This window comes from Candidatus Methylopumilus turicensis, from assembly GCF_000953015.1.
Classification (GTDB): domain Bacteria; phylum Pseudomonadota; class Gammaproteobacteria; order Burkholderiales; family Methylophilaceae; genus Methylopumilus_A; species Methylopumilus_A turicensis.
The window spans coordinates 835,875-854,833 of record NZ_LN794158.1; the positions used below are offsets into that span (position 1 = coordinate 835,875).

General features: G+C 42.6%; 18 protein-coding genes and 2 pseudogenes. 16 read left to right on the forward strand and 4 right to left on the reverse strand.

The genetic code is table 11. The features are described from left to right. Window positions 1-18: 18 nt before the first annotated feature. The 12 genes and pseudogenes from BN1209_RS04245 (at window position 19) to BN1209_RS04300 (ending at window position 11,323) form a co-directional block, all read left to right on the forward strand. On the forward strand, window positions 19-771 hold the full coding sequence (locus BN1209_RS04245) for an isoprenyl transferase (protein WP_045751098.1): 753 nt from the start codon (window positions 19-21) through the stop codon (window positions 769-771). Window positions 772-773: 2 nt separating this feature from the next. Beyond that, a complete protein-coding gene (locus BN1209_RS04250; RefSeq protein WP_045751099.1) occupies window positions 774-1,607 on the forward strand; it encodes a phosphatidate cytidylyltransferase in 834 nt (277 codons plus the stop codon). Continuing rightward, on the forward strand, window positions 1,600-2,787 hold the full coding sequence (gene ispC / locus BN1209_RS04255; protein WP_045751100.1) for a 1-deoxy-D-xylulose-5-phosphate reductoisomerase: 1,188 nt from the start codon (window positions 1,600-1,602) through the stop codon (window positions 2,785-2,787). Before BN1209_RS04250 ends, ispC begins: the two co-directional genes overlap by 8 nt. After that, the gene (gene rseP, locus BN1209_RS04260) at window positions 2,784-4,157 is read left to right on the forward strand and encodes an RIP metalloprotease RseP (RefSeq protein ID WP_045751961.1); all 1,374 of its coding nucleotides are present in this window, start codon (window positions 2,784-2,786) and stop codon (window positions 4,155-4,157) included. Before ispC ends, rseP begins: the two co-directional genes overlap by 4 nt. Window positions 4,158-4,162: 5 nt before the next feature. After that, window positions 4,163-6,486: pseudogene (gene bamA / locus BN1209_RS04265) on the forward strand (outer membrane protein assembly factor BamA). Window positions 6,487-6,514: 28 nt separating this feature from the next. Continuing rightward, a complete protein-coding gene (locus BN1209_RS04270; protein WP_045751101.1) occupies window positions 6,515-7,018 on the forward strand; it encodes an OmpH/Skp family outer membrane protein in 504 nt (167 codons plus the stop codon). Between the two features lie 29 nt (window positions 7,019-7,047). Beyond that, the gene (gene lpxD / locus BN1209_RS04275; RefSeq protein ID WP_045751102.1) at window positions 7,048-8,079 is read left to right on the forward strand and encodes a UDP-3-O-(3-hydroxymyristoyl)glucosamine N-acyltransferase; all 1,032 of its coding nucleotides are present in this window, start codon (window positions 7,048-7,050) and stop codon (window positions 8,077-8,079) included. A 19-nt stretch (window positions 8,080-8,098) separates the two neighbouring features. Then, a complete protein-coding gene (gene fabZ, locus BN1209_RS04280; RefSeq protein WP_045751103.1) occupies window positions 8,099-8,560 on the forward strand; it encodes a 3-hydroxyacyl-ACP dehydratase FabZ in 462 nt (153 codons plus the stop codon). A gap of 11 nt (window positions 8,561-8,571) precedes the next feature. Then, window positions 8,572-9,354, forward strand: a complete 783-nt coding sequence (gene lpxA / locus BN1209_RS04285; protein ID WP_144402543.1) for an acyl-ACP--UDP-N-acetylglucosamine O-acyltransferase — start codon at window positions 8,572-8,574, stop codon at window positions 9,352-9,354. Window positions 9,355-9,369: 15 nt separating this feature from the next. Beyond that, window positions 9,370-10,523, forward strand: a pseudogene (gene lpxB, locus BN1209_RS04290) (lipid-A-disaccharide synthase). After that, the gene (gene rnhB, locus BN1209_RS04295; RefSeq protein WP_045751105.1) at window positions 10,523-11,107 is read left to right on the forward strand and encodes a ribonuclease HII; all 585 of its coding nucleotides are present in this window, start codon (window positions 10,523-10,525) and stop codon (window positions 11,105-11,107) included. Before lpxB ends, rnhB begins: the two are co-directional and overlap by 1 nt. Then, on the forward strand, window positions 11,108-11,323 hold the full coding sequence (locus tag BN1209_RS04300) for an alkylphosphonate utilization protein (RefSeq protein WP_045751106.1): 216 nt from the start codon (window positions 11,108-11,110) through the stop codon (window positions 11,321-11,323). Here BN1209_RS04300 and BN1209_RS04305 read toward each other — a convergent pair. From BN1209_RS04305 to BN1209_RS04320, 4 genes are all read right to left on the reverse strand, one after another. Further along, window positions 11,320-12,030: an SAM-dependent methyltransferase gene (locus tag BN1209_RS04305; protein WP_045751107.1), complete on the reverse strand. Its 711-nt coding sequence runs from the start codon at window positions 12,028-12,030 to the stop codon at window positions 11,320-11,322. The genes BN1209_RS04300 and BN1209_RS04305 overlap by 4 nt on opposite strands. A gap of 22 nt (window positions 12,031-12,052) precedes the next feature. Continuing rightward, the gene (locus tag BN1209_RS04310) at window positions 12,053-12,634 is read right to left on the reverse strand and encodes a Maf family nucleotide pyrophosphatase (RefSeq protein WP_045751108.1); all 582 of its coding nucleotides are present in this window, start codon (window positions 12,632-12,634) and stop codon (window positions 12,053-12,055) included. A 75-nt stretch (window positions 12,635-12,709) separates the two neighbouring features. Continuing rightward, window positions 12,710-14,554 (reverse strand): sodium-extruding oxaloacetate decarboxylase subunit alpha, encoded by a 1,845-nt coding sequence (gene oadA / locus BN1209_RS04315; protein ID WP_045751109.1) that lies wholly within the window; start codon window positions 14,552-14,554, stop codon window positions 12,710-12,712. 39 nt (window positions 14,555-14,593) lie between these two features. Then, on the reverse strand, window positions 14,594-16,012 hold the full coding sequence (locus BN1209_RS04320; protein WP_045751110.1) for an acetyl-CoA carboxylase biotin carboxylase subunit: 1,419 nt from the start codon (window positions 16,010-16,012) through the stop codon (window positions 14,594-14,596). A gap of 101 nt (window positions 16,013-16,113) precedes the next feature. Here BN1209_RS04320 and BN1209_RS04325 point away from each other — a divergent pair, with 101 nt between their 5' ends. The 4 genes from BN1209_RS04325 to BN1209_RS04340 all read left to right on the forward strand — a co-directional run bounded on the left by BN1209_RS04325 (window position 16,114) and on the right by BN1209_RS04340 (window position 18,945). Continuing rightward, window positions 16,114-16,614: a YceD family protein gene (locus tag BN1209_RS04325; protein ID WP_045751111.1), complete on the forward strand. Its 501-nt coding sequence runs from the start codon at window positions 16,114-16,116 to the stop codon at window positions 16,612-16,614. A gap of 20 nt (window positions 16,615-16,634) precedes the next feature. Then, the gene (gene rpmF / locus BN1209_RS04330) at window positions 16,635-16,814 is read left to right on the forward strand and encodes a 50S ribosomal protein L32 (RefSeq protein ID WP_045751112.1); all 180 of its coding nucleotides are present in this window, start codon (window positions 16,635-16,637) and stop codon (window positions 16,812-16,814) included. A gap of 72 nt (window positions 16,815-16,886) precedes the next feature. Then, window positions 16,887-17,924, forward strand: coding sequence for a phosphate acyltransferase PlsX (plsX, locus tag BN1209_RS04335; RefSeq protein WP_045751113.1), 1,038 nt, complete (start codon window positions 16,887-16,889; stop codon window positions 17,922-17,924). A 67-nt stretch (window positions 17,925-17,991) separates the two neighbouring features. After that, window positions 17,992-18,945, forward strand: coding sequence for a beta-ketoacyl-ACP synthase III (locus BN1209_RS04340; RefSeq protein WP_045751114.1), 954 nt, complete (start codon window positions 17,992-17,994; stop codon window positions 18,943-18,945). The last annotated feature ends 14 nt before the right edge of the window (window positions 18,946-18,959 follow it).

The following is an 18,959-nucleotide window of genomic DNA, read 5'->3' on the forward strand; positions in this document are numbered from 1 at the left end:
TTCAAGATGGAGCTGTAATTGAGCATATTCTCTAGCTCAACCAGCGTTATCCCAGAGGTGCTTGAAATACCACGCCATATTGCTGTCATCATGGATGGCAATGGGCGCTGGGCAAAAAAACGCTTTTTGCCACGTGTTGCTGGGCATAAGGTTGGAGTTGAAACAGTGCGCGGCATGATTAAGCATTGTGTTGATATCGGTGTTGAGTACCTTACTTTGTTTGCATTTAGCAGCGAGAACTGGCGCAGACCTCCAGAAGAAGTCAGTTTTTTAATGAGTTTATTTATGGAGGCTCTAAAAAAAGAGGTCGTTAAACTGCATAAAAGTAATGTCCGTTTTGTCATGATTGGTGACAAATCCCAATTTAATGAAGCGCTATCACTTGAAATCATCGCGGCTGAGCGGCTGACTGCAAATAACACAGGACTGACACTCACCATTGCCGCAAATTACGGCGGTCGCTGGGATATTCTGCAAGCAACGAATGCGATGCAAAAGGCCAATCCAAGTTTGACCGGAAACTATACAGAAGATCATTTGAGTCCCTATCTTTCGATGCATTACGCACCTGAGCCCGACTTATTTATTCGAACAGGAGGGGAAAAGCGGATCAGTAACTTTTTGCTATGGCAATTAGCCTACGCTGAGTTGTACTTTACGGATACGCTCTGGCCTGACTTTGACGATGATGCTTTTAAGCTCGCCATTCATTCTTATCAACAACGGGAGCGTCGATTTGGACGCACCAGTGAACAATTGACTGCAAGTTAACTATGCTTAAAACTCGTTTAATCACCTCACTTATTTTGATCATTACAATCGGCGCAGCCTTTGTTTGTTTACCCCAACTTTACTGGGGTTTATTAATGTTGATGATTTCATTGCTGGCTAGCTGGGAATGGGCAAACATGTCGAAATTGAACAAGTCTGCCAGCATCGCGTATACCGCGTCAATCGGATTGTTTGGTCTATGGTTGTTAATTCTAAACCCACAACTTATTCAACTGATTGTGTTCTGGAGTGTTTTTGCTGCCGTGCTTTTTTGGCTGATCGTTGCACCCATTTTGCTTGGATTTAATATTTTGATTAGCAATCGTGTTGTGATGGCATTGCTTGGCTTAGTTATCATCATTCCTTTTGCTTTGTCCATGATCGCCCTTCGAGAAATCAATCCTATTCTATTAGTGGTATTTGCAATGACCGTTTGGATTGCGGATACCGCAGCTTATTTTGCAGGGAAACGCTTTGGGAAACGCAAGCTAGCCCCATCTATCAGCCCAGGAAAAACTTGGGAAGGTGTGATGGGTGCTTTAGTAGCCACGACAGCTTTTTCATTCCTGCTGTCCTATCTAACACATCAAAGCTATTGGTTTGTGCTCGTTTTTTGGGGGGTGATGGTGTTAAGTATTTTGGGAGACCTATTTGAGTCACTGATCAAACGACAAGCGGGCGTTAAAGATAGTGGCAATCTATTGCCAGGGCATGGAGGCGTGTTAGATCGAATTGATGGCTTAACTTCTAGCCTTCCATTGGTGATGTTCTTGCTCACTTTGCCGATTTATTACAACTTATACTTGTACCTCAAGGCCGTAGTATTTAATGCCTAAGTTGCAGCCTGTCACTATACTGGGTGCAACTGGCACCATCGGTATCAATACCTTGGATGTTATTTCACAACATCCAAATCGATTTGCTGTCTTTGCTTTAACCGCCAATCAAAACGTTGAAGCGCTATTTAACCAATGCCTAAAATTTAAACCTAAGTATGCCGTCATGCTAGAGGAGGGTGCTGCCGAGCAGCTTGCATCTAAACTAAATCATGTAGGAAGTGCTACTGAGGTGCTTAGCGGTATGGCTTCGCTAGAACTTGTTTCAGCCCACGAAGAAGTAGATGTGGTCATGGCTGCGATTGTCGGCGCTGCGGGATTGAAGCCTGCAATTGCAGCGGCAAAAGCAGGTAAGCGTATTTTATTGGCCAATAAAGAAACGCTTGTGATGGCAGGTAGCATTTTTATGCAGGCTGTCGCTGATGGGGGTGCAACATTACTGCCTATCGATAGCGAACATAATGCAATTTTCCAAGTAATGCCGCATGGTAAGCAGGCAAACCTAGAGCATGGTGGTGTTAAAAAGATTATCTTAACCGCCTCTGGCGGGCCATTTAGGCAAGCGAGTTACGATGCGCTTAAACAAGTCACCGTCAATCAGGCGTTAAATCATCCTAATTGGGTAATGGGGCCCAAAATTACCATTGATTCGGCTACTCTTATGAATAAGGGCCTGGAAGTGATAGAAGCGCATTGGTTATTTAATGCATCTCCCGATCAAATTGAGGTCGTTGTGCACCCCCAAAGCGTGATTCACTCGATGGTTGAATACATAGATGGATCTGTGCTTGCGCAACTTGGAAACCCTGATATGAGAACACCAATTGCATACGCATTGGGCTACCCAGAGAGAATTGAGAGTGGTGTAAATTCGCTGGATTTATTTAAAATTGCACATCTTGACTTCGAGGCGCCTGACCTTCATAAATTTCCTTGTTTGAGATTAGCTTTTGATGCGCTAAGAGTGGGAGGTAACGCAGCAGCAATTATGAACGCAGCTAATGAAGTTGCTGTTGGTGCGTTTATCAATCAAAAGATCGGCTTTACCGATATTCCAGTGCTGATCGAGTCTGTTTTAGAAAGTAGCGTTATTAAACCAGTGACTGATCTGGAAATGCTTATTTCATCCGATGATGAAGCGCGAAGTTTAGCAAATGTATGGATAGCGAAGGTCCAATGATCACACTCTTATCATTCGTCTTCACTTTAGCCATCTTAATTGCCATACATGAATATGGTCATTTTCAAATGGCGAGATGGTGTGGCGTCAAAGTACTTAAATTTTCAATTGGATTTGGCCGCCCATTCTTCACGAAAACATTTGGTAAAGACAAAACAGAATTTGTTCTTTCAGCGCTTCCTTTCGGTGGATTCGTCAAAATGTTAGATGAACGAGAGTTATCTGAGCATGATAAGTTGTTAATGGACTCTCATGAATTAAATAGAGCTTTCAATCGACAATCGGTTTACAAGCGCATCGCAATTGTTGCAGCGGGCCCGATAGCTAATTTACTACTTGCAGTTGTCTTGTATTGGTTGCTCATGATGCAAGGCACGATAGGGTTAAAACCGGTGCTCGCTGATGTCGCTGAAGGAAGCGCAGCAAATGCAGCTCAACTGCATCGAGAAGATCGGATCGTTAATATCGCAGGTCATGATGTTCAATTATGGCAAGATATTCAATGGATATTAATTCGCCAGGTGTTTAAATCACCAACAGTGGCTGTTCAAACGATTGATCGTCATCAACAAAAACATACCCGCTACCTAGACCTGACCGGCATTACCGAATCCGACCTAGATGCTGATTTTTTGGCAAAACTTGGACTGAAACCATCTAAACCAGTTGTTGATCCCGTCATTGGTAATCTTATTCAGAATAGCCCTGCTGAGAGGGCTGGATTGCAGACTGGCGATAAAATTTTGACTGTCGATGGGGAATTGGTTGCCGATTGGGAGTCGCTTGTAAAGATTATTCAAGATAGTCCAAACAAAAACCTAAAACTCTCAATAGAGCGAACAAATCAACATCTAGACATTAATGTAATACCCGATGTTATTAATAAAAATGGCCATTCAATCGGTCAAGTTGGCGCAGGAGTATCAATGAATGAAAGTATGATGAATCAATATTTGATTACCATTCATCATTCGCCGATAACGGCTCTCCTTAAAGCCGTCCAAAAAACTTACGAAACATCAGCTTTTAGCTTGAAAATGTTAAGTAATATGTTGACTGGTGAAGTTTCGATTAAATCGATCAGTGGGCCAGTCACAATTGCAACTTACGCAGGGCAGAGCGCCAACTTAGGATTGAATGCATTCATTGCTTTTTTGGCAGTAATTAGTATCAGTTTAGGTGTGTTAAATCTACTGCCAATCCCTGTGTTGGATGGCGGACATTTGTTGTATTATATGGTTGAAATAATAAAGGGAAGCCCCGTTTCCGACCAAGTCATGGAAATGGGTCAGCGGATTGGTTTGGCAATTCTAGGATTACTTATGGCATGCGCTTTATATAATGATTTAAGTCGATTGATAACGGGCTAGGCCTAATGATTTTTAAAGATAAATTACGTACCAAGCTCAAACAAATTCCAATTGCATTGATTGGTATTTACGCCACTAGCGCATTTGCAATAGAACCCTTTATTGTAAAAGATATCCGTGTAGAGGGTATTCAACGCACAGAGGCTGGCACTGTGTTTAGTTATCTTCCAGTGAAAGTCGGCGAGACGATGGATGATGACAAGGCAACACAAGCCATTAAATCCCTTTACGGTACTGGTTTTTTCAAAGATGTCAGAATAGAGTCAGATCAAGACGTCCTCGTCGTGACTATCCAAGAACGCTCTGCGATTGCACAAATTACTTTTAACGGTAACAAATCATTTCCAACAGACAAAATGAAAGAAGGGCTTAAACAAATTGGCCTTTCAGAAGGCCTCATTTTTGATAAGTCGATGCTTGATCGTGCAGAGCAAGAAATTAAACGTCAGTATTTATCGCAAGGAAAATATGGTGCAACTGTAAAGGCCAGTGTCAGTCCATTGGAACGCAACCGTGTTGGGCTCCGATTTGAAATTGAGGAAGGCGCTGTTTCTAAAATCAGAAGTATTAACATTGTCGGTAACCAAGCATTCACCGAAGATGAGTTGCATAACAACTCAAACTAACCACACCTGATTGGTTGACTTGGTGGAATAAAAACGATCAATACTCAAAACAAAAACTAACTGCGGATTTGGAAACATTACGTTCTTTTTACATGAATCAGGGGTACTTAGAATTCAATATTGAATCCACCCAAGTTTCCATCTCTCCAGATAAGCGCGATATTTACATTACGGCCAACATTACTGAAGGTGAAAAATACACGGTAACAGGCGTCAAAGTTGCCGGAGACACCATTATCCCAGAAGATGATTTGCGCAAGCTGATTAGTCTTGACACTGGAGACACTTTCAATCGCCAAAAAGTAACTACATCAAGTAAAGCGATGAGTGATAGGCTTGGAAATGAAGGCTATGCATTTGCAAACGTAAATGCCGTTCCTGAAGTAGACAAGGAGAATCATACTGTTGCATTTACGTTTATGGTGGACCCTGGCCGTCGCGTTTATGTTCGCCGCATCAATCTCACGGGAAACACTAGAACACGGGATGAGGTCATCAGACGTGAAATGCGCCAGATGGAGTCCTCTTGGTATGGCGCTGACAAAATCACGCGATCTAAGCAGCGTCTAGATCGTTTGCAATACTTCTCCGACGTTAACCTTGAAACGCCAGCTGTGCCGGGTACATCTGACCAAGTGGATGTCAATGTCAAAGTGACAGAGAAATCTACTGGTAGCATCATGTTTGGTGCAGGTCTATCCAGTTACGAGGGCATCGTACTGGGCGTGACGGTTAACCAGAACAACTTCCTTGGCACCGGCAATCGTGTAGCTGCACAAGTCAATACAGGTAAAATTAATACTGTATATTCATTATCATATACAGATCCTTACTTTACGCCAGACGGAATCAGTCGCACCTTTAATATTTATCGTCGTGATGTCAATACTAAGAGCTTAGGGACTGGCACCTATCAAACATCTTCATATGGTGGTGGTGTATCGTTTGGTATGCCGCTAAATGAGCGTGACTCAGTTAATGCAGGTATTTCGTTTGATTACACAGATGTAATCCTAGAAGCAAATAGTCCAAAACGCTACAAGCTATATTGCGGCACTGAGGCCAGCCTCGGATGTGCTAATTATTCGTATATGTTGAATTTGGGCTGGGCTCACGATACTCGTGACAGCACACTCTTCCCTAAAGAGGGTGTTTACCAAAGAATTTTTGCGGAAATTGGTTTGCCAGGTTTAGATTTGGAATACTACAAGCTTGATTACAAGCACTCATGGTATCAGCCTATTAATAACTTTATGACGTTTATGCTAAACGGCGAATTGGGATATGGCGATACCTACGGTTCCAAAGACTTCCCTTACTTTAAAAATTACTACGTCGGCGGTGTGAACTCCGTGCGTGGTTATGACACAAGCGCGATTGGTAAGTATGAGCCAGCAGATGGTACCAACGCTGGATTTTTCACTGGTGGTACAAAACGTATTGTTGGCAATGCTGAGATCTATTTCCCAGTGCCAGGCATGAAGGATTCTAGTCAGTTACGTTTAAGTACATTTATAGATGCTGGTAATGTTTACGCTGCCAATCAAGATTTTAGTTTGGGAGAGTTAAGATACTCAGCAGGGGCTGGTATCAGTTGGTATTCACCATTTGGCCCAATCAAACTGGTGTTCGCAAAAGCGCTTAACCCACAATCTACGGATAGAACACAAATGATTCAATTCCAAATGGGCTCACAGTTTTAATTAGTAAAAAGATATTAGGAGATTCAAATTGAGTAAATTATTCAGTCATTTATTACTTGCTGGTTTATTTGTATTCGCTGCCAACTCTCAAGCTGTGGAGCTTAAAATTGGTTACGTACAGGTCGATAAAATCTTGCAAGAAGCACCTCAAACAGCTGAAAGCGGCAAGAAGCTTGAGAAAGAATTCAGCCCTCGCACTCAGGAGCTTGAGCGTATTCAAAAACAAATCAAAGAGATTGAATCATCACTTGATAAAGATGCATTGACGATGTCAGATGCTGATAGAAAAAATAAAGAACGTGATGCCGCTAATCTTAAAATTGATTTTCAACGTAAACAACGAGAGTTGCGTGAAGATGTTAACTTGCGTAAAAATGAAGAGTTAGGTGCATTACAAGATCGTATTAACAAAGCAGTTACCGCCGTATCTGAAGCTGAAGGCTATGATTTGGTTGTTTATGGCGGTGTTGCATATGCCAACAAGAAAATCGACATTACTGAAAAAGTACTGAAGTCTTTAGGAAAAAAATAATTAACCTTATTTGAGGTTGATATCCAAGCATGTCAGTAACGCTTAAAGAGTTAGTCGATTTATTCGGTGGAAAACTAGTTGGGAAAGACACAACGATTGATTGCGTAGCATCCATTGCAAATGCGCAAGTTGGTAGCATTAGTTTTATTTCGGATTCGAAATATCGGAAAAGTCTTGCATCAACCCAAGCAAGTGCAATGATTTTATCTGAAGATGATCAATGCCACACCCAATTGCCATGTATTGTCACAGACAACCCCTATGCCTACTTTGCAAAAGTATCTTCACTTCTCAATCCTAACACTAGAATTCCTGTTGGAGTGCATTCAAGCGTAGTGATGGGTGAAGTAACGAACATAGCGAAAACATGTGCCATCGCACCGAATGTGGTAATTGGAAACAATGTCACACTTTCTGATGGGGTAGAAGTAGGGTCGGGATGTTTTATTGGGGACAATGTCAAGATCGGTAAAAATACCAAATTGCAACCCAATGTCACCATTTACGCAAATTGTGTGATTGGAGCGAGTTGTACTATTGCTGCTGGCGCAGTAATCGGTGCAGATGGTTTTGGTTATGCTAATCAAGATGGCATATGGGTAAAAATTCCGCAGGTGGGGCGAGTAGTGATTGCTGACCATGTAGATATTGGTGCAAACACAACGATAGACCGTGGCGCGCTTGATGATACGATTATTGAGCAAGGCGTTAAGTTAGACAATCTAATCCAAATAGGACACAACTGCGTGATTGGTGAGCACTCTGTGATTGCTGGATGTGTTGGTATTGCTGGGAGCGCTAAGATAGGAAAGCGCTGCAAGATTGGCGGTGCGGCAATGGTGTTGGGACACTTAGAGATTGCAGATGACGTCACCATATCGCCAGGAAGCATGATCACTAGATCATTGCAAAAGTCAGACACTTATACTGCGCTTATGCCGTTTCAAAAGCATGAAGACTGGTTAAAAACAGCGGCTAGCTTGCGTCATTTAACTGAAGTAACAGAAAAAATTAAAGTGCTAGAAAACACACTTGCGCAATTAAAACTAAAAAATCAATAGTGAAAGATAAGGTAACAAAATGAGTGATCACGTAAACACAAGTATGGACATCCACGAAATACTGGATCATTTGCCTCATCGTTATCCGTTTATGTTGGTTGACCGTGTGCTGTCCTTAGAACTGGGCAAACAGATAGTTGCTGTTAAAAACGTCAGTATGAATGAGCCATTTTTTCCAGGCCATTTCCCATACCATCCAGTCATGCCTGGCGTGTTAATTGTTGAAGCAATGGCACAAGCAGCAGCAATTCTTTCATTTAAAACAATGGGCGTAAAACCCACTCACGATGCAGTTTATTACTTTGCTGGGATTGATAATGCAAGATTCAAAAAACCCGTATCGCCGGGCGATCAAATCATTCTTAAAGTCAGCATAGAGCGTATTCTTCGTGGGATTTGGAAGTACAAAGGAATTGCGTACGTTGATGAAGCTATCGTCGCAGAGGCTGAAATGATGTGCATTCTTAAAGAAATCGAATAAGTGTCTTGATGATGGCTTTTAAAAACATCCATCCAACAGCAATTGTTGATCCTAAAGCAGAACTTGCCGATGATGTAACCGTTGGTGCATTTTCAATCATTGGACCCGATGTAAAAATAGATAGTGGTACGCGAGTTGGATCTCATGTAGTCATTAACGGACACACCAGTATTGGCAAAAAAAATGAGGTTTTTCAATTCTCATCCTTAGGTGAAGCCCCACAAGATAAGAAATATAAAGATGAACCAACCAAGCTAGAGATCGGCGACCACAATACGATTCGTGAGTTTTGTACGTTTAACCGCGGAACGGTCCAAGATAAGGGCGTGACTAAGATTGGCGATCATAATTGGATTATGGCTTATGTCCACATCGCCCATGATTGTCATGTTCATAACCACACGATTTTAGCGAACAATTCTTCATTAGCTGGTCATGTTGATATGTTTGATCATGCAATTCTTGGTGGCTTCACACTCGTTCATCAATTTTGCAAAATTGGTCAGCACGTGATTACCGCGGTAGGTTCGGTTGTTTTTAAGGATATTCCTCCCTATGTAACAGCTTCTGGCTATGATGCCAATCCACACGGCATCAATGCTGAAGGCTTAAAGCGTCGTGGCTTTTCGACTGAAAGCATTACAAACATTAAACGTGCTTACAAAACACTTTATCGCCAGAGTTTGACGCTTGAAGAGGCTAAACAGGTACTGACGCAAGAGGCGTTAAATGCACCTGAATTAGACATCCTCGTCGCATTTTTAAATCAATCCACTCGCGGCATTATTCGCTAATCAGGTACGTTTAAGATGGCGCTAACCATTGGTATCGTTGCAGGTGAGGCTTCTGGCGACCTGCTTGGGAGTCGCTTAATTCGCGCAATTAAAAAACATAGGCCAGATATTGAGTTTGTCGGGATTGCTGGGCCTAAAATGATGTCCGAAGGTGCTAAGTCGCTTTACCCAATGGGAAAACTCTCCCTCCATGGTTATGGTTTTGATGTTTTAAAACAAATACCGAGTTTGTTTAGCATGCGTAAACAACTTGGGAATCATTTTATTGAGAATCCGCCAAAAGTCTTTATTGGCATTGATGCGCCTGACTTTAATTTTTCATTAGAAAAAAGATTAAAAGATCATGGCATCACGACAATCCATTACGTCAGTCCATCGATCTGGGCTTGGCGAAAAGGACGCATGGGAAAAATAAAACGTGCGGTGAATCATATACTCACTTTATTCCCATTTGAGCCCGCCTTGTATGAGGCTGCGAATGTCAAAGCTACTTATGTGGGACACCCTTTGGCCGATAGATACCCCTTAATCCAAATGTCCAGGAAGCCAGGGAAGCTTTAAATCTCACAAAACATCCACTGATTATTGCGATGTTACCTGGCAGCAGGGTAGGTGAAGTCACACAACTGGCAAGCCTATTTGTAAAGACAGCCCAAACCATTATTCAAACTCAGCCTGATGCCTTATTTTTAGTGCCGCTCATTACGCGAGAAACGCGAATCATATTTGAACAAGCTATTTATGATGGTTTTAAAGAAAATCCAGCGTCACCGCAAGCCAACATTAAAATATTGTTTGGCCATGCGCACATGGCCATGCAAGCCGCTGATCTTGTGGTCGTTGCTTCGGGCACCGCCACATTAGAAGCGGCACTATTAAAGCGCCCGATGGTAATTACTTATCGGATGCCATGGTTAAGTTGGCAGATTCTAAAGCGGTTGAACTATTTACCTTACGTAGGCTTACCGAACATTCTGGCAGGACGTTTTATTGTGCCTGAGTTGCTTCAAGATGACGCTAGCCCAGATAAATTATCACAAACCATCCTTAATATGGTGCAAGACAAATCGAAGCTCAATGAAATTAATATTGAATTCACTAAAATGCATAAGCTTCTTAGTCAACATAATGAAGATAAAGCAGCTGAAGCAGTATTGGCTTACCTTTGATGACAAGTCATTTAATTTGTGGCGTTGATGAAGCCGGCAGAGGTCCTTTGGCCGGCGCTGTCTTTGCTGCTGCAGTGATTCTCGACCCCGCCAATCCAATCGAGGGATTGGCTGATTCCAAAAAGCTCTCTGAAAAGAAGCGTGATGCCCTTGCTATTGAAATCAAATCTAAAGCATTAGCGTGGGCGATTGCGAGCAGCAGTGTGGAAGAAATTGATGAGATCAATATTCTCCAGGCAAGTTTATTGGCAATGAAGCGATCTATTGAAGCCCTCAGCCTTGTGCCAAACGAAGTCCTCATTGACGGCTTGCATTGTCCTAAGCTCTCTCTTCCAATGCGCGCCATTGTTCAAGGCGATAGTAAGGAAGCTTGTATTTCAGCCTCTTCAATTTTGGCTAAAACAGCAAGAGATGCAAATTTGTATGACCTTGATAAGCTTTACCCCGCTTATGGATTTGCAAAACACAAAGGCTATCCAACCCCTCTACATTTACAAATGCTTGAAGAGCATGGTGTGTTAACAATTCATCGAAAAAGCTATGCGCCAGTCAACAAAATACTGAATCTTAAAAAGGGGAAATAAATGAGTGATACTAAAGATAGTAACGGTAACATCTTGAATGATGGCGACTCAGTGCAGTTGATTAAAGACTTAAAAGTAAAAGGCACATCAGTCACGTTAAAGCGCGGTTCTGTCGCTAAAAATATCCGTTTAACAGACGATCCTGAAGAGGTTGAGTGTAGTGTTGAGAAAGTTAAGGGTTTAGTATTAAAGACGTGCTTCTTAAAGAAAGTTTAAGCGAGCAATAAAAATACGGTGGGTTGCTTATGTAGGTCCGGCAGCTCACTTTTTTTCCATTCAGCAATGGTTTTACTGATCACCAACTCAGTTTCTAAACTGACGTTTCTCGCTATACACAGCTTGGTATTGGCACTACAACTTGCCAGAATATCTTCCAGCATGTGTTGATTACGGTAGGGCGTTTCAATGAAAATTTGTGTTTCATTAGCACCTTGTGACTGCTTTTCAAGCGCTTTTAGTTTTGCCACGCGAGCAGCTTTATCGCTTGGTAAGTAACCTAAAAAGGTAAACTGTTGTCCATTAAAGCCAGAAGCCATCAATCCCAGCAATATTGATGATGGGCCAACTAATGGTGAGACGCGAATATTTTTTTTATGTGCTAAAGCGGCAAGCAAAGCGCCCGGGTCGGCAATGCCTGGGCAGCCAGCCTCTGAAAGCATTCCAACATTGTGCCCTGCAAGTAACGGCGCAATGAGTGCAGGCAAGTCTTTTTCAGTGCTATGTTCATTGAGTAATTGGAAGTTAAGCTCACGCACTGGTTTGTTTGTTTTCACTGAGCCTAAAAATCGACGCGCACTTTTTTCATTTTCAACGACAAAGTACTCTAAGCCCTGCACTAAGGTCATGACTTCAGCAGGAATGACATAACTGAGGTTGTCGTCACCCAATGTGACCGGAACCATGTACAAAGTGCCTAGCGTCATCTTGATTTACCTTGTGTGATGATTAAATGACGTGAACTTGCTCGTTTTGAAGCATGCTAATGAGCTTAATGAGAGGCAATCCAATTAAGGCATTGGGATCAGAGCCTGTCATGGAAGCAATAAGCGCAATACCCAATCCTTCAGATTTTGCACTGCCAGCACAATTGTAGGGTGCTTCAATACGTAAGTAATTTTCGATTTGAGCATCGGTCAGCTGCCTAAACTCCACATCGTAGGGTACAACCTCAGTTTGCATATGTTTTGTTGCCGCATTAAACAGACACAACGCACTATGGAAAGTGACGTGACGACCTCGTTGATGCTGCAACTGTTTTACTGCATTTTCATGCGTCATTGGCTTGCCAAGCTGAATGCCATCTAGCGTCGCAACTTGGTCGCAACCAATCACTAGTGCATCAGGGTGTGACTCAGCAATTTTTTTTGCTTTTAACTGCGCGAGCCTTAATGCAGTTTCTTGTGGCAACTCGCCCTCTAATGGTGACTCATCAATCGCTGGTGAGATTGCATCAAATGGCAAGCCTAGCCTCGCCAGTAACTCTTGGCGATAAGGTGATGATGAGGCGAGAATTAGTTTTGGTTTCATATGGCTGAATGTTACCTATAAAAAAGCCGACAGTAACTTACTGCCGGCTTCCAATGAGTACTGGAGTGAAATTAATTACTCAGGTTGAATTTCTAGGAGTGACTCATCTGGTGTAACGGTATCACCTTTTTTCACGTGCACAGCAACGACAATGCCTGTTACTGATGCTTGAATTTCATTCTCCATTTTCATGGCTTCAATTACGAGCACAGCATCGCCTGCATTCACTTTATCACCCGCTTTAACTTTAATCTCTACGATACTACCTGGCATAGCTGTCGTTACACAGCCTTCATGTGATGGGCGAGGGCGGCCGCTTGCACCAACTTTGGCAGCTGCTTTCTTTTTACCACTTGATTTACTGCCTCCAACCTCAATCTCACTTAAGGTTTCTACAATGACTTCTTCAGCAATGCCATCAACAGAAACATAGAACGGACGCTGTTCTTCACCTGCGTGGCCGCTACCCGTTAACTTAATATGAAACGTTTCACCATGCAGGGTGACCTTGAACTCATTAGGAGCGTATCTTGAGTCGTTGGTTGAAACAGCTTCTTTTGTCAGTAGTTGCTCAGGCTTCAGACTACCTGCATTGCGCTCTTGTAAAAATGTTTTGGCGAGATCAGGAAACATCGCATAAGTTAATACGTCTTCCTCTGTCATTGCCCAGGCTTCAGATTCGTGACGCAATCTTTCCATCTCATCTTCAAGCAAATCAGCAGGGCGGCAATCAATAACCTCTGCATCATAGCCGACAGCAATATTTCTAATATCAACATTCACTTTTGCAGGCGCTTTGCCATACTGTCCTAAGAAGTAGTTTTTAACTTCGTTAGTCACAGATTTATAGCGTGCACCAGTCATGACGTTTAGTACCGCTTGTGTACCAACGATTTGTGATGTTGGGGTAACAAGTGGCGGAAAACCTAAGTCTTCACGAACACGAGGAATTTCAGCAAGCACTTCATCCATACGGTTGAGTGCGCCTTGTTCTTTCAGTTGATTAGAAAGATTCGAAATCATGCCACCTGGCACTTGATTTACTAAAACGCGGGTATCAACGCCTGTGAATTCACTTTCAAATTGCCAGTATTTTCTGCGAACCTCACGGAAATAAGCCGTAACTTCTTGTAGCGAAGCCAAACTTAAACCTGTGTCATATTCAGTACCTTGTAGTGCAGCAACCAAGCTCTCCGTAGTTGGATGACTTGCACCTTCAGAGAAGGATGAGTTACAGGTATCAATAATGGTCGCACCATTCTCAACACCCTTTAACAGATTCATACTTGCTAAGCCTGATGTAGCATGGCTGTGTAAGTGAATAGGTAACTTAACTGCAGCACGAATAGCTTTAACTAGCTCAGTTGTGCTTTTAGGGGTAAGCAAGCCCGCCATGTCTTTAATGGCAATTGTGTCTGAACCGATAGATTCAAGCTCTTTTGCCATTTCAACAAAATAGTTGATGTCGTGCACAGGGCTTGTTGTAAATGAAATTGTTCCTTCAGCATGCTTGCCATGTTTTTTGACGGCTTCAATAGATACGCGCAAATTGCGAATGTCATTCATCGCATCGAATACACGAAAAACATCTACACCTAAATCAGCAGATTGCTTAACGAATGCGCGCACAACATCGTCAGAGTAATGACGGTAGCCCAAAAGGTTTTGGCCACGCAATAACATCTGTATACGGCTGTTAGGCAGGGCAGCACGAAGTTTCTTCAAGCGCTCCCATGGATCTTCTTTTAGATAGCGAACACAGGTGTCGAATGTAGCGCCGCCCCATGCCTCAAGAGACCAGAAACCAATGGCATCTAATTTTGAGCAAATTGGCAACATATCATCAGTGCGAAGACGTGTTGCGATGAGAGATTGATGACCATCTCTTAAAACTAATTCAGAAACATGAACTTGTGCCATATATTTAACTTACTTTATTTAATTATTAATTGATATGAATTAAATGCCTTCATGAGCGGCAATCGCAGCTGAAATTGCAGCGGCGATTAACTCAGGAGGGAAGGCTGTAGCGTAATTATTTAACTCAGGGTGTGATTCTACAAAGCTAGTGTCAAATTCGCCGCTTCTAAAATCTGGGTGCTTCAAAATCTCTTGATAATATGGAATGGTTGTTTTAACACCATAGACCAGCATATCGTTAAGCGCTCTACGTCCACGCTCAATCACACTGTCCCAATCCAATGCCCAAACGGTAAGTTTGGCGCACATTGAGTCATAGTAGGGCGGAATAACATATCCGCTGTAAATCGCAGCATCCATACGAACACCTGGACCACCTGGTGCATAGTAACGTGTAATTTTACCAAAACTTGGCAAGAAATCATTCTTAGGGTCTTCTGCATTAATGCGAAATTCCATTGCAAAACCGCGATATTTAACTTCATCTTGTTTGTATTGCAGCTCCTGGCCGTCAGCAATGCGGATTTGCTCTTGTACGATATCAATACCGGTAATGGTTTCGGTAACAGTATGTTCAACTTGCAGGCGAGTATTCATTTCCATGAAGTAGAACGTGTTGTCCGAGTCTAATAAAAACTCAACAGTACCTGCGTTTTCGTAACCAACTGCTTTTGCAGCCTTAACCGCTAAATTTCCAATGTATTCACGTTGTGCATCACTTAGTTGTGGTGATGGCGCAATTTCAATGAGTTTTTGGTTGCGGCGTTGGATAGAGCAGTCGCGCTCAAACAAGTGAATAACGTTGCCATGGCTGTCGCCAACAATTTGTACTTCAATGTGTCGTGGATTAACGACGCATTTTTCTAAGAAAACTTCAGGTTTTCCGAAAGCTTTACTTGCTTCTGAAATGACGCGGTCATAATTACCAAGCAATTCTTTTTCGTCGTTACAGCGTCTAATACCACGACCGCCACCGCCGTTAGTTGCTTTCAACATCACCGGATAGCCTATCTTGGCAGCGAGATTACGTGCCTCTTCAAGATCCGCTAAGTTGCCATCACTTCCTGGCGTGCAAGGAATGCCTGCTGCGACCATTGCGTTACGCGCTTGAATTTTATCGCCCATCTGACGAATGACGCTTGCATCTGGTCCAATGAATTTAATACCGCGTCGCGCACAGATTTCTGCTAATTCTGGATTTTCAGATAAAAAGCCATAACCTGGATGAAGCGCATCACAACCTGAAGCTACAGCCAAATTAACAATGTTGTGAGCGTTCAAGTAACCAACTACTGGATCTGAACCAATGTTATAGGCTTCATCTGCTTTTTTGACGTGTAATGCGTGACGGTCTGCGTCAGAGTATATCGCAACGGACTTAATGCCCATTTCCGAACAAGCTCTAACGATACGCACTGCAATTTCGCCGCGATTAGCGACAAGAATTTTTTTAATCACTACTGAACCTGAATGTTAAGAGTTTAAAGATGTTAAAAATAAACGGTTAAATCGGTTAGTTTTTTGACATAACCACAGGTTAATTATATCATGCGCGCCTTATGACTGCACAGCACATCATCAATAGCCTTGAATTTGCAAGAAAATCTCTAGAGATTCGTGATACAATCGCGCACTCAGATTTGCAACGAGCTAAAGATTTGCTCACGCCAGAGACTGAAAGCCTTAACTGGCGCTTGTCTGGTGAGGTTTCTGCTGATAAAAAAGCGAGACTGCATTTAACTCTAACAGGTAATGCGGCTGTACCTTGTCAGCGTTGTTTAGAGCCAATGTTGATTGCTTTAAATATTAGCTCTGAGTTTATTTTAGTTAAAGATGAGTCCGAAGTGCCACCTGAAGAGGATGATGTTGAGGATCATGATTATATTGTTGCTGATGCAGAGATGGATGTTCTGCAATTGGTAGAAGATGAGATTTTGCTCGCTTTACCTTATGCACCAAAACACGAAATTAATGATTGCGCAGTAAAAGCGGAAGTAAATGAGCTTAAGGCTCCTAATCCCTTCGCTGCATTGCGAGATTTTAAAGTTGTAAAAAGTTAGATTATATTTAGGAGTAAAAAATGGCTGTTCAACAAAACAAAAAATCACCATCTAAACGTGGTATGCATCGTTCACATGACTTTTTAACAAACCCACCATTGGCTATTGAGCCAACAACAGGTGAGGTGCATTTACGTCACCATATTAGCCCAAGCGGTTACTACCGTGGCCGTAAAGTATTACCGGCTAAAGGCGAGTAATTAGTGATTGAAACTAGCGTGAAGTCTTCATTAGTAAGATTTCACCGCTTGTTTTAGCGTTGATTTAAAAGCATGGATATCACCGTTGCTATTGATGCCATGGGTGGCGATCACGGCCCCCGTGTCACAATCCCAGCCGCATTGACCCTATTAAAGCAAGACAGTGAATTAAAAGTCATATTGGTTGGACTTACTGTTGCAATCGAAGCTGAGCTTCGAGCACAAAAGGCAAAACCAAACCCAAGAATGACCATTCATCATGCAAGCGAACTTGTGCTGATGGACGAGTCACCTCAAAGCGCACTCAAAAATAAAAAAGACTCATCAATGCGGGTCGCCATTAATTTGGTTAAAGATGGCAATGCAGATGCTTGTGTAAGTGCGGGCAATACTGGCGCACTTATGGCAACAGCTAGATTCGTTTTAAAAACTCTCCCAGGTATTGATCGTCCAGCTATTGCGGGCGTTTTGCCTAGTAAAGTAGGCATGACGCACATGCTTGATCTTGGCGCTAATGCTGATTGCACACCTGAACATTTATTGCAATTTGCCATCATGGGCTCAGTATTAGTTTCGTGTGTTCGCAACAAAGCAAATCCAACGGTCGGCTTACTCAACATCGGTTCCGAAGATATCAAAGGCAATGAAGTGGTCAAGCAAACTGCTGAGCTACTCAAATCTAGCCATCTAAACTTCTACGGCAATGTTGAAGGTGATGACATATATAAAGGCACCACGGACTTGGTTGTTTGTGACGGCTTTGTTGGTAATGTTGCGCTAAAAACATCGGAGGGCCTTGCGAATCTGATGGGGAGTTTTTTAAAGGAAGAATTCAAAAGAAGCCCAATTACCAAGTTAATGGCGCTCATCTCAATGCCCGTATTATCTGCTTTTAGAAAACGTTTAGATCCAAGATGTTATAACGGGGCAAGCTTCCTAGGTCTGCGGGGCATTGTTGTGAAAAGTCATGGTGGCGCGGATGTCTTTGCTTTTAAACACGCTATCATTAAAGCGGTTGATGAAGCCAGAAGTGGTGTGTTAGCTCACATTACAGAGCAATTAGCACTTGAGCATACACAATCCGAAACCTCAGCGAAAGTAGCATCTTAAACTTGCTACCTTGCTAGTTTAAAAATATCATTCGCTGTCAAAATCAAACTTATTTGAAAGTTCTTGCATGAAGCATTCACGTATCGCGGGCACCGGCAGTTACTTGCCCGAAAGAATACTTACCAACGCAGAACTTGAGCGAACAATCGATACCACTGACGAGTGGATTTTTACTCGCACAGGGATCCGCGAGCGACACATCGTCGCCGAAGGCCAATACACAAGTGATATGGCATTAGAGGCAGCTAAAAAAGCGATTGAAGCTTCAAATATCGACATCCAATCTATTGACCTGATTGTTCTCGCAACAACAACGCCAGATCGCACATTCCCAAGCACTGCTTGTTTATTACAACAAAAGCTAGGCATTGTTAACTGCCCAGCATTTGACTTACAAGCGGTATGCAGCGGCTTCGTTTACGCATTGGCAACAGCAGACAATTTTATTAAAGCTGGCGCAGCAAAATGTGCACTTGTAGTTGGTGCTGACGCGATGTCACGCATTACCGATTGGACAGACAGAAGCAATTGCATCCTTTGGGGTGATGGTGCTGGCGCAGTGATTCTTCAAGCAAGTGATGAACAAGGTATTTTATCTACTCACTTACATGCAAATGGCAATTACGCAGATATGCTAATGGTGCCTCAAGGTGTATCAAATCAAGAGGGCAGTAAGACCATCCTCATGGAAGGTAACGCTGTATTTAAAATGGCTGTCAATACATTGGATGCTATTGTTGACGACACGCTTGCAGCAAATGGCTTAGAAAAATCAGATATTGACTGGTTGGTACCTCACCAAGCGAACATTCGCATCTTGCAATCAACTGCTAGAAAGCTTGGGATGAGCATGGATAGGGTAGTGACAACTGTTGATAAGCACGGCAACACGTCGGCAGCGTCAATTCCATTAGCGCTTGATGTTGCTGTTCGAGATGGACGTATTAAACGCGGCGAAACAATTTTAATGGAGGCCTTTGGTGGTGGTTTCACCTGGGGCTCCGTCTTAATGAAATATTGAGTTAATGAAGTTTT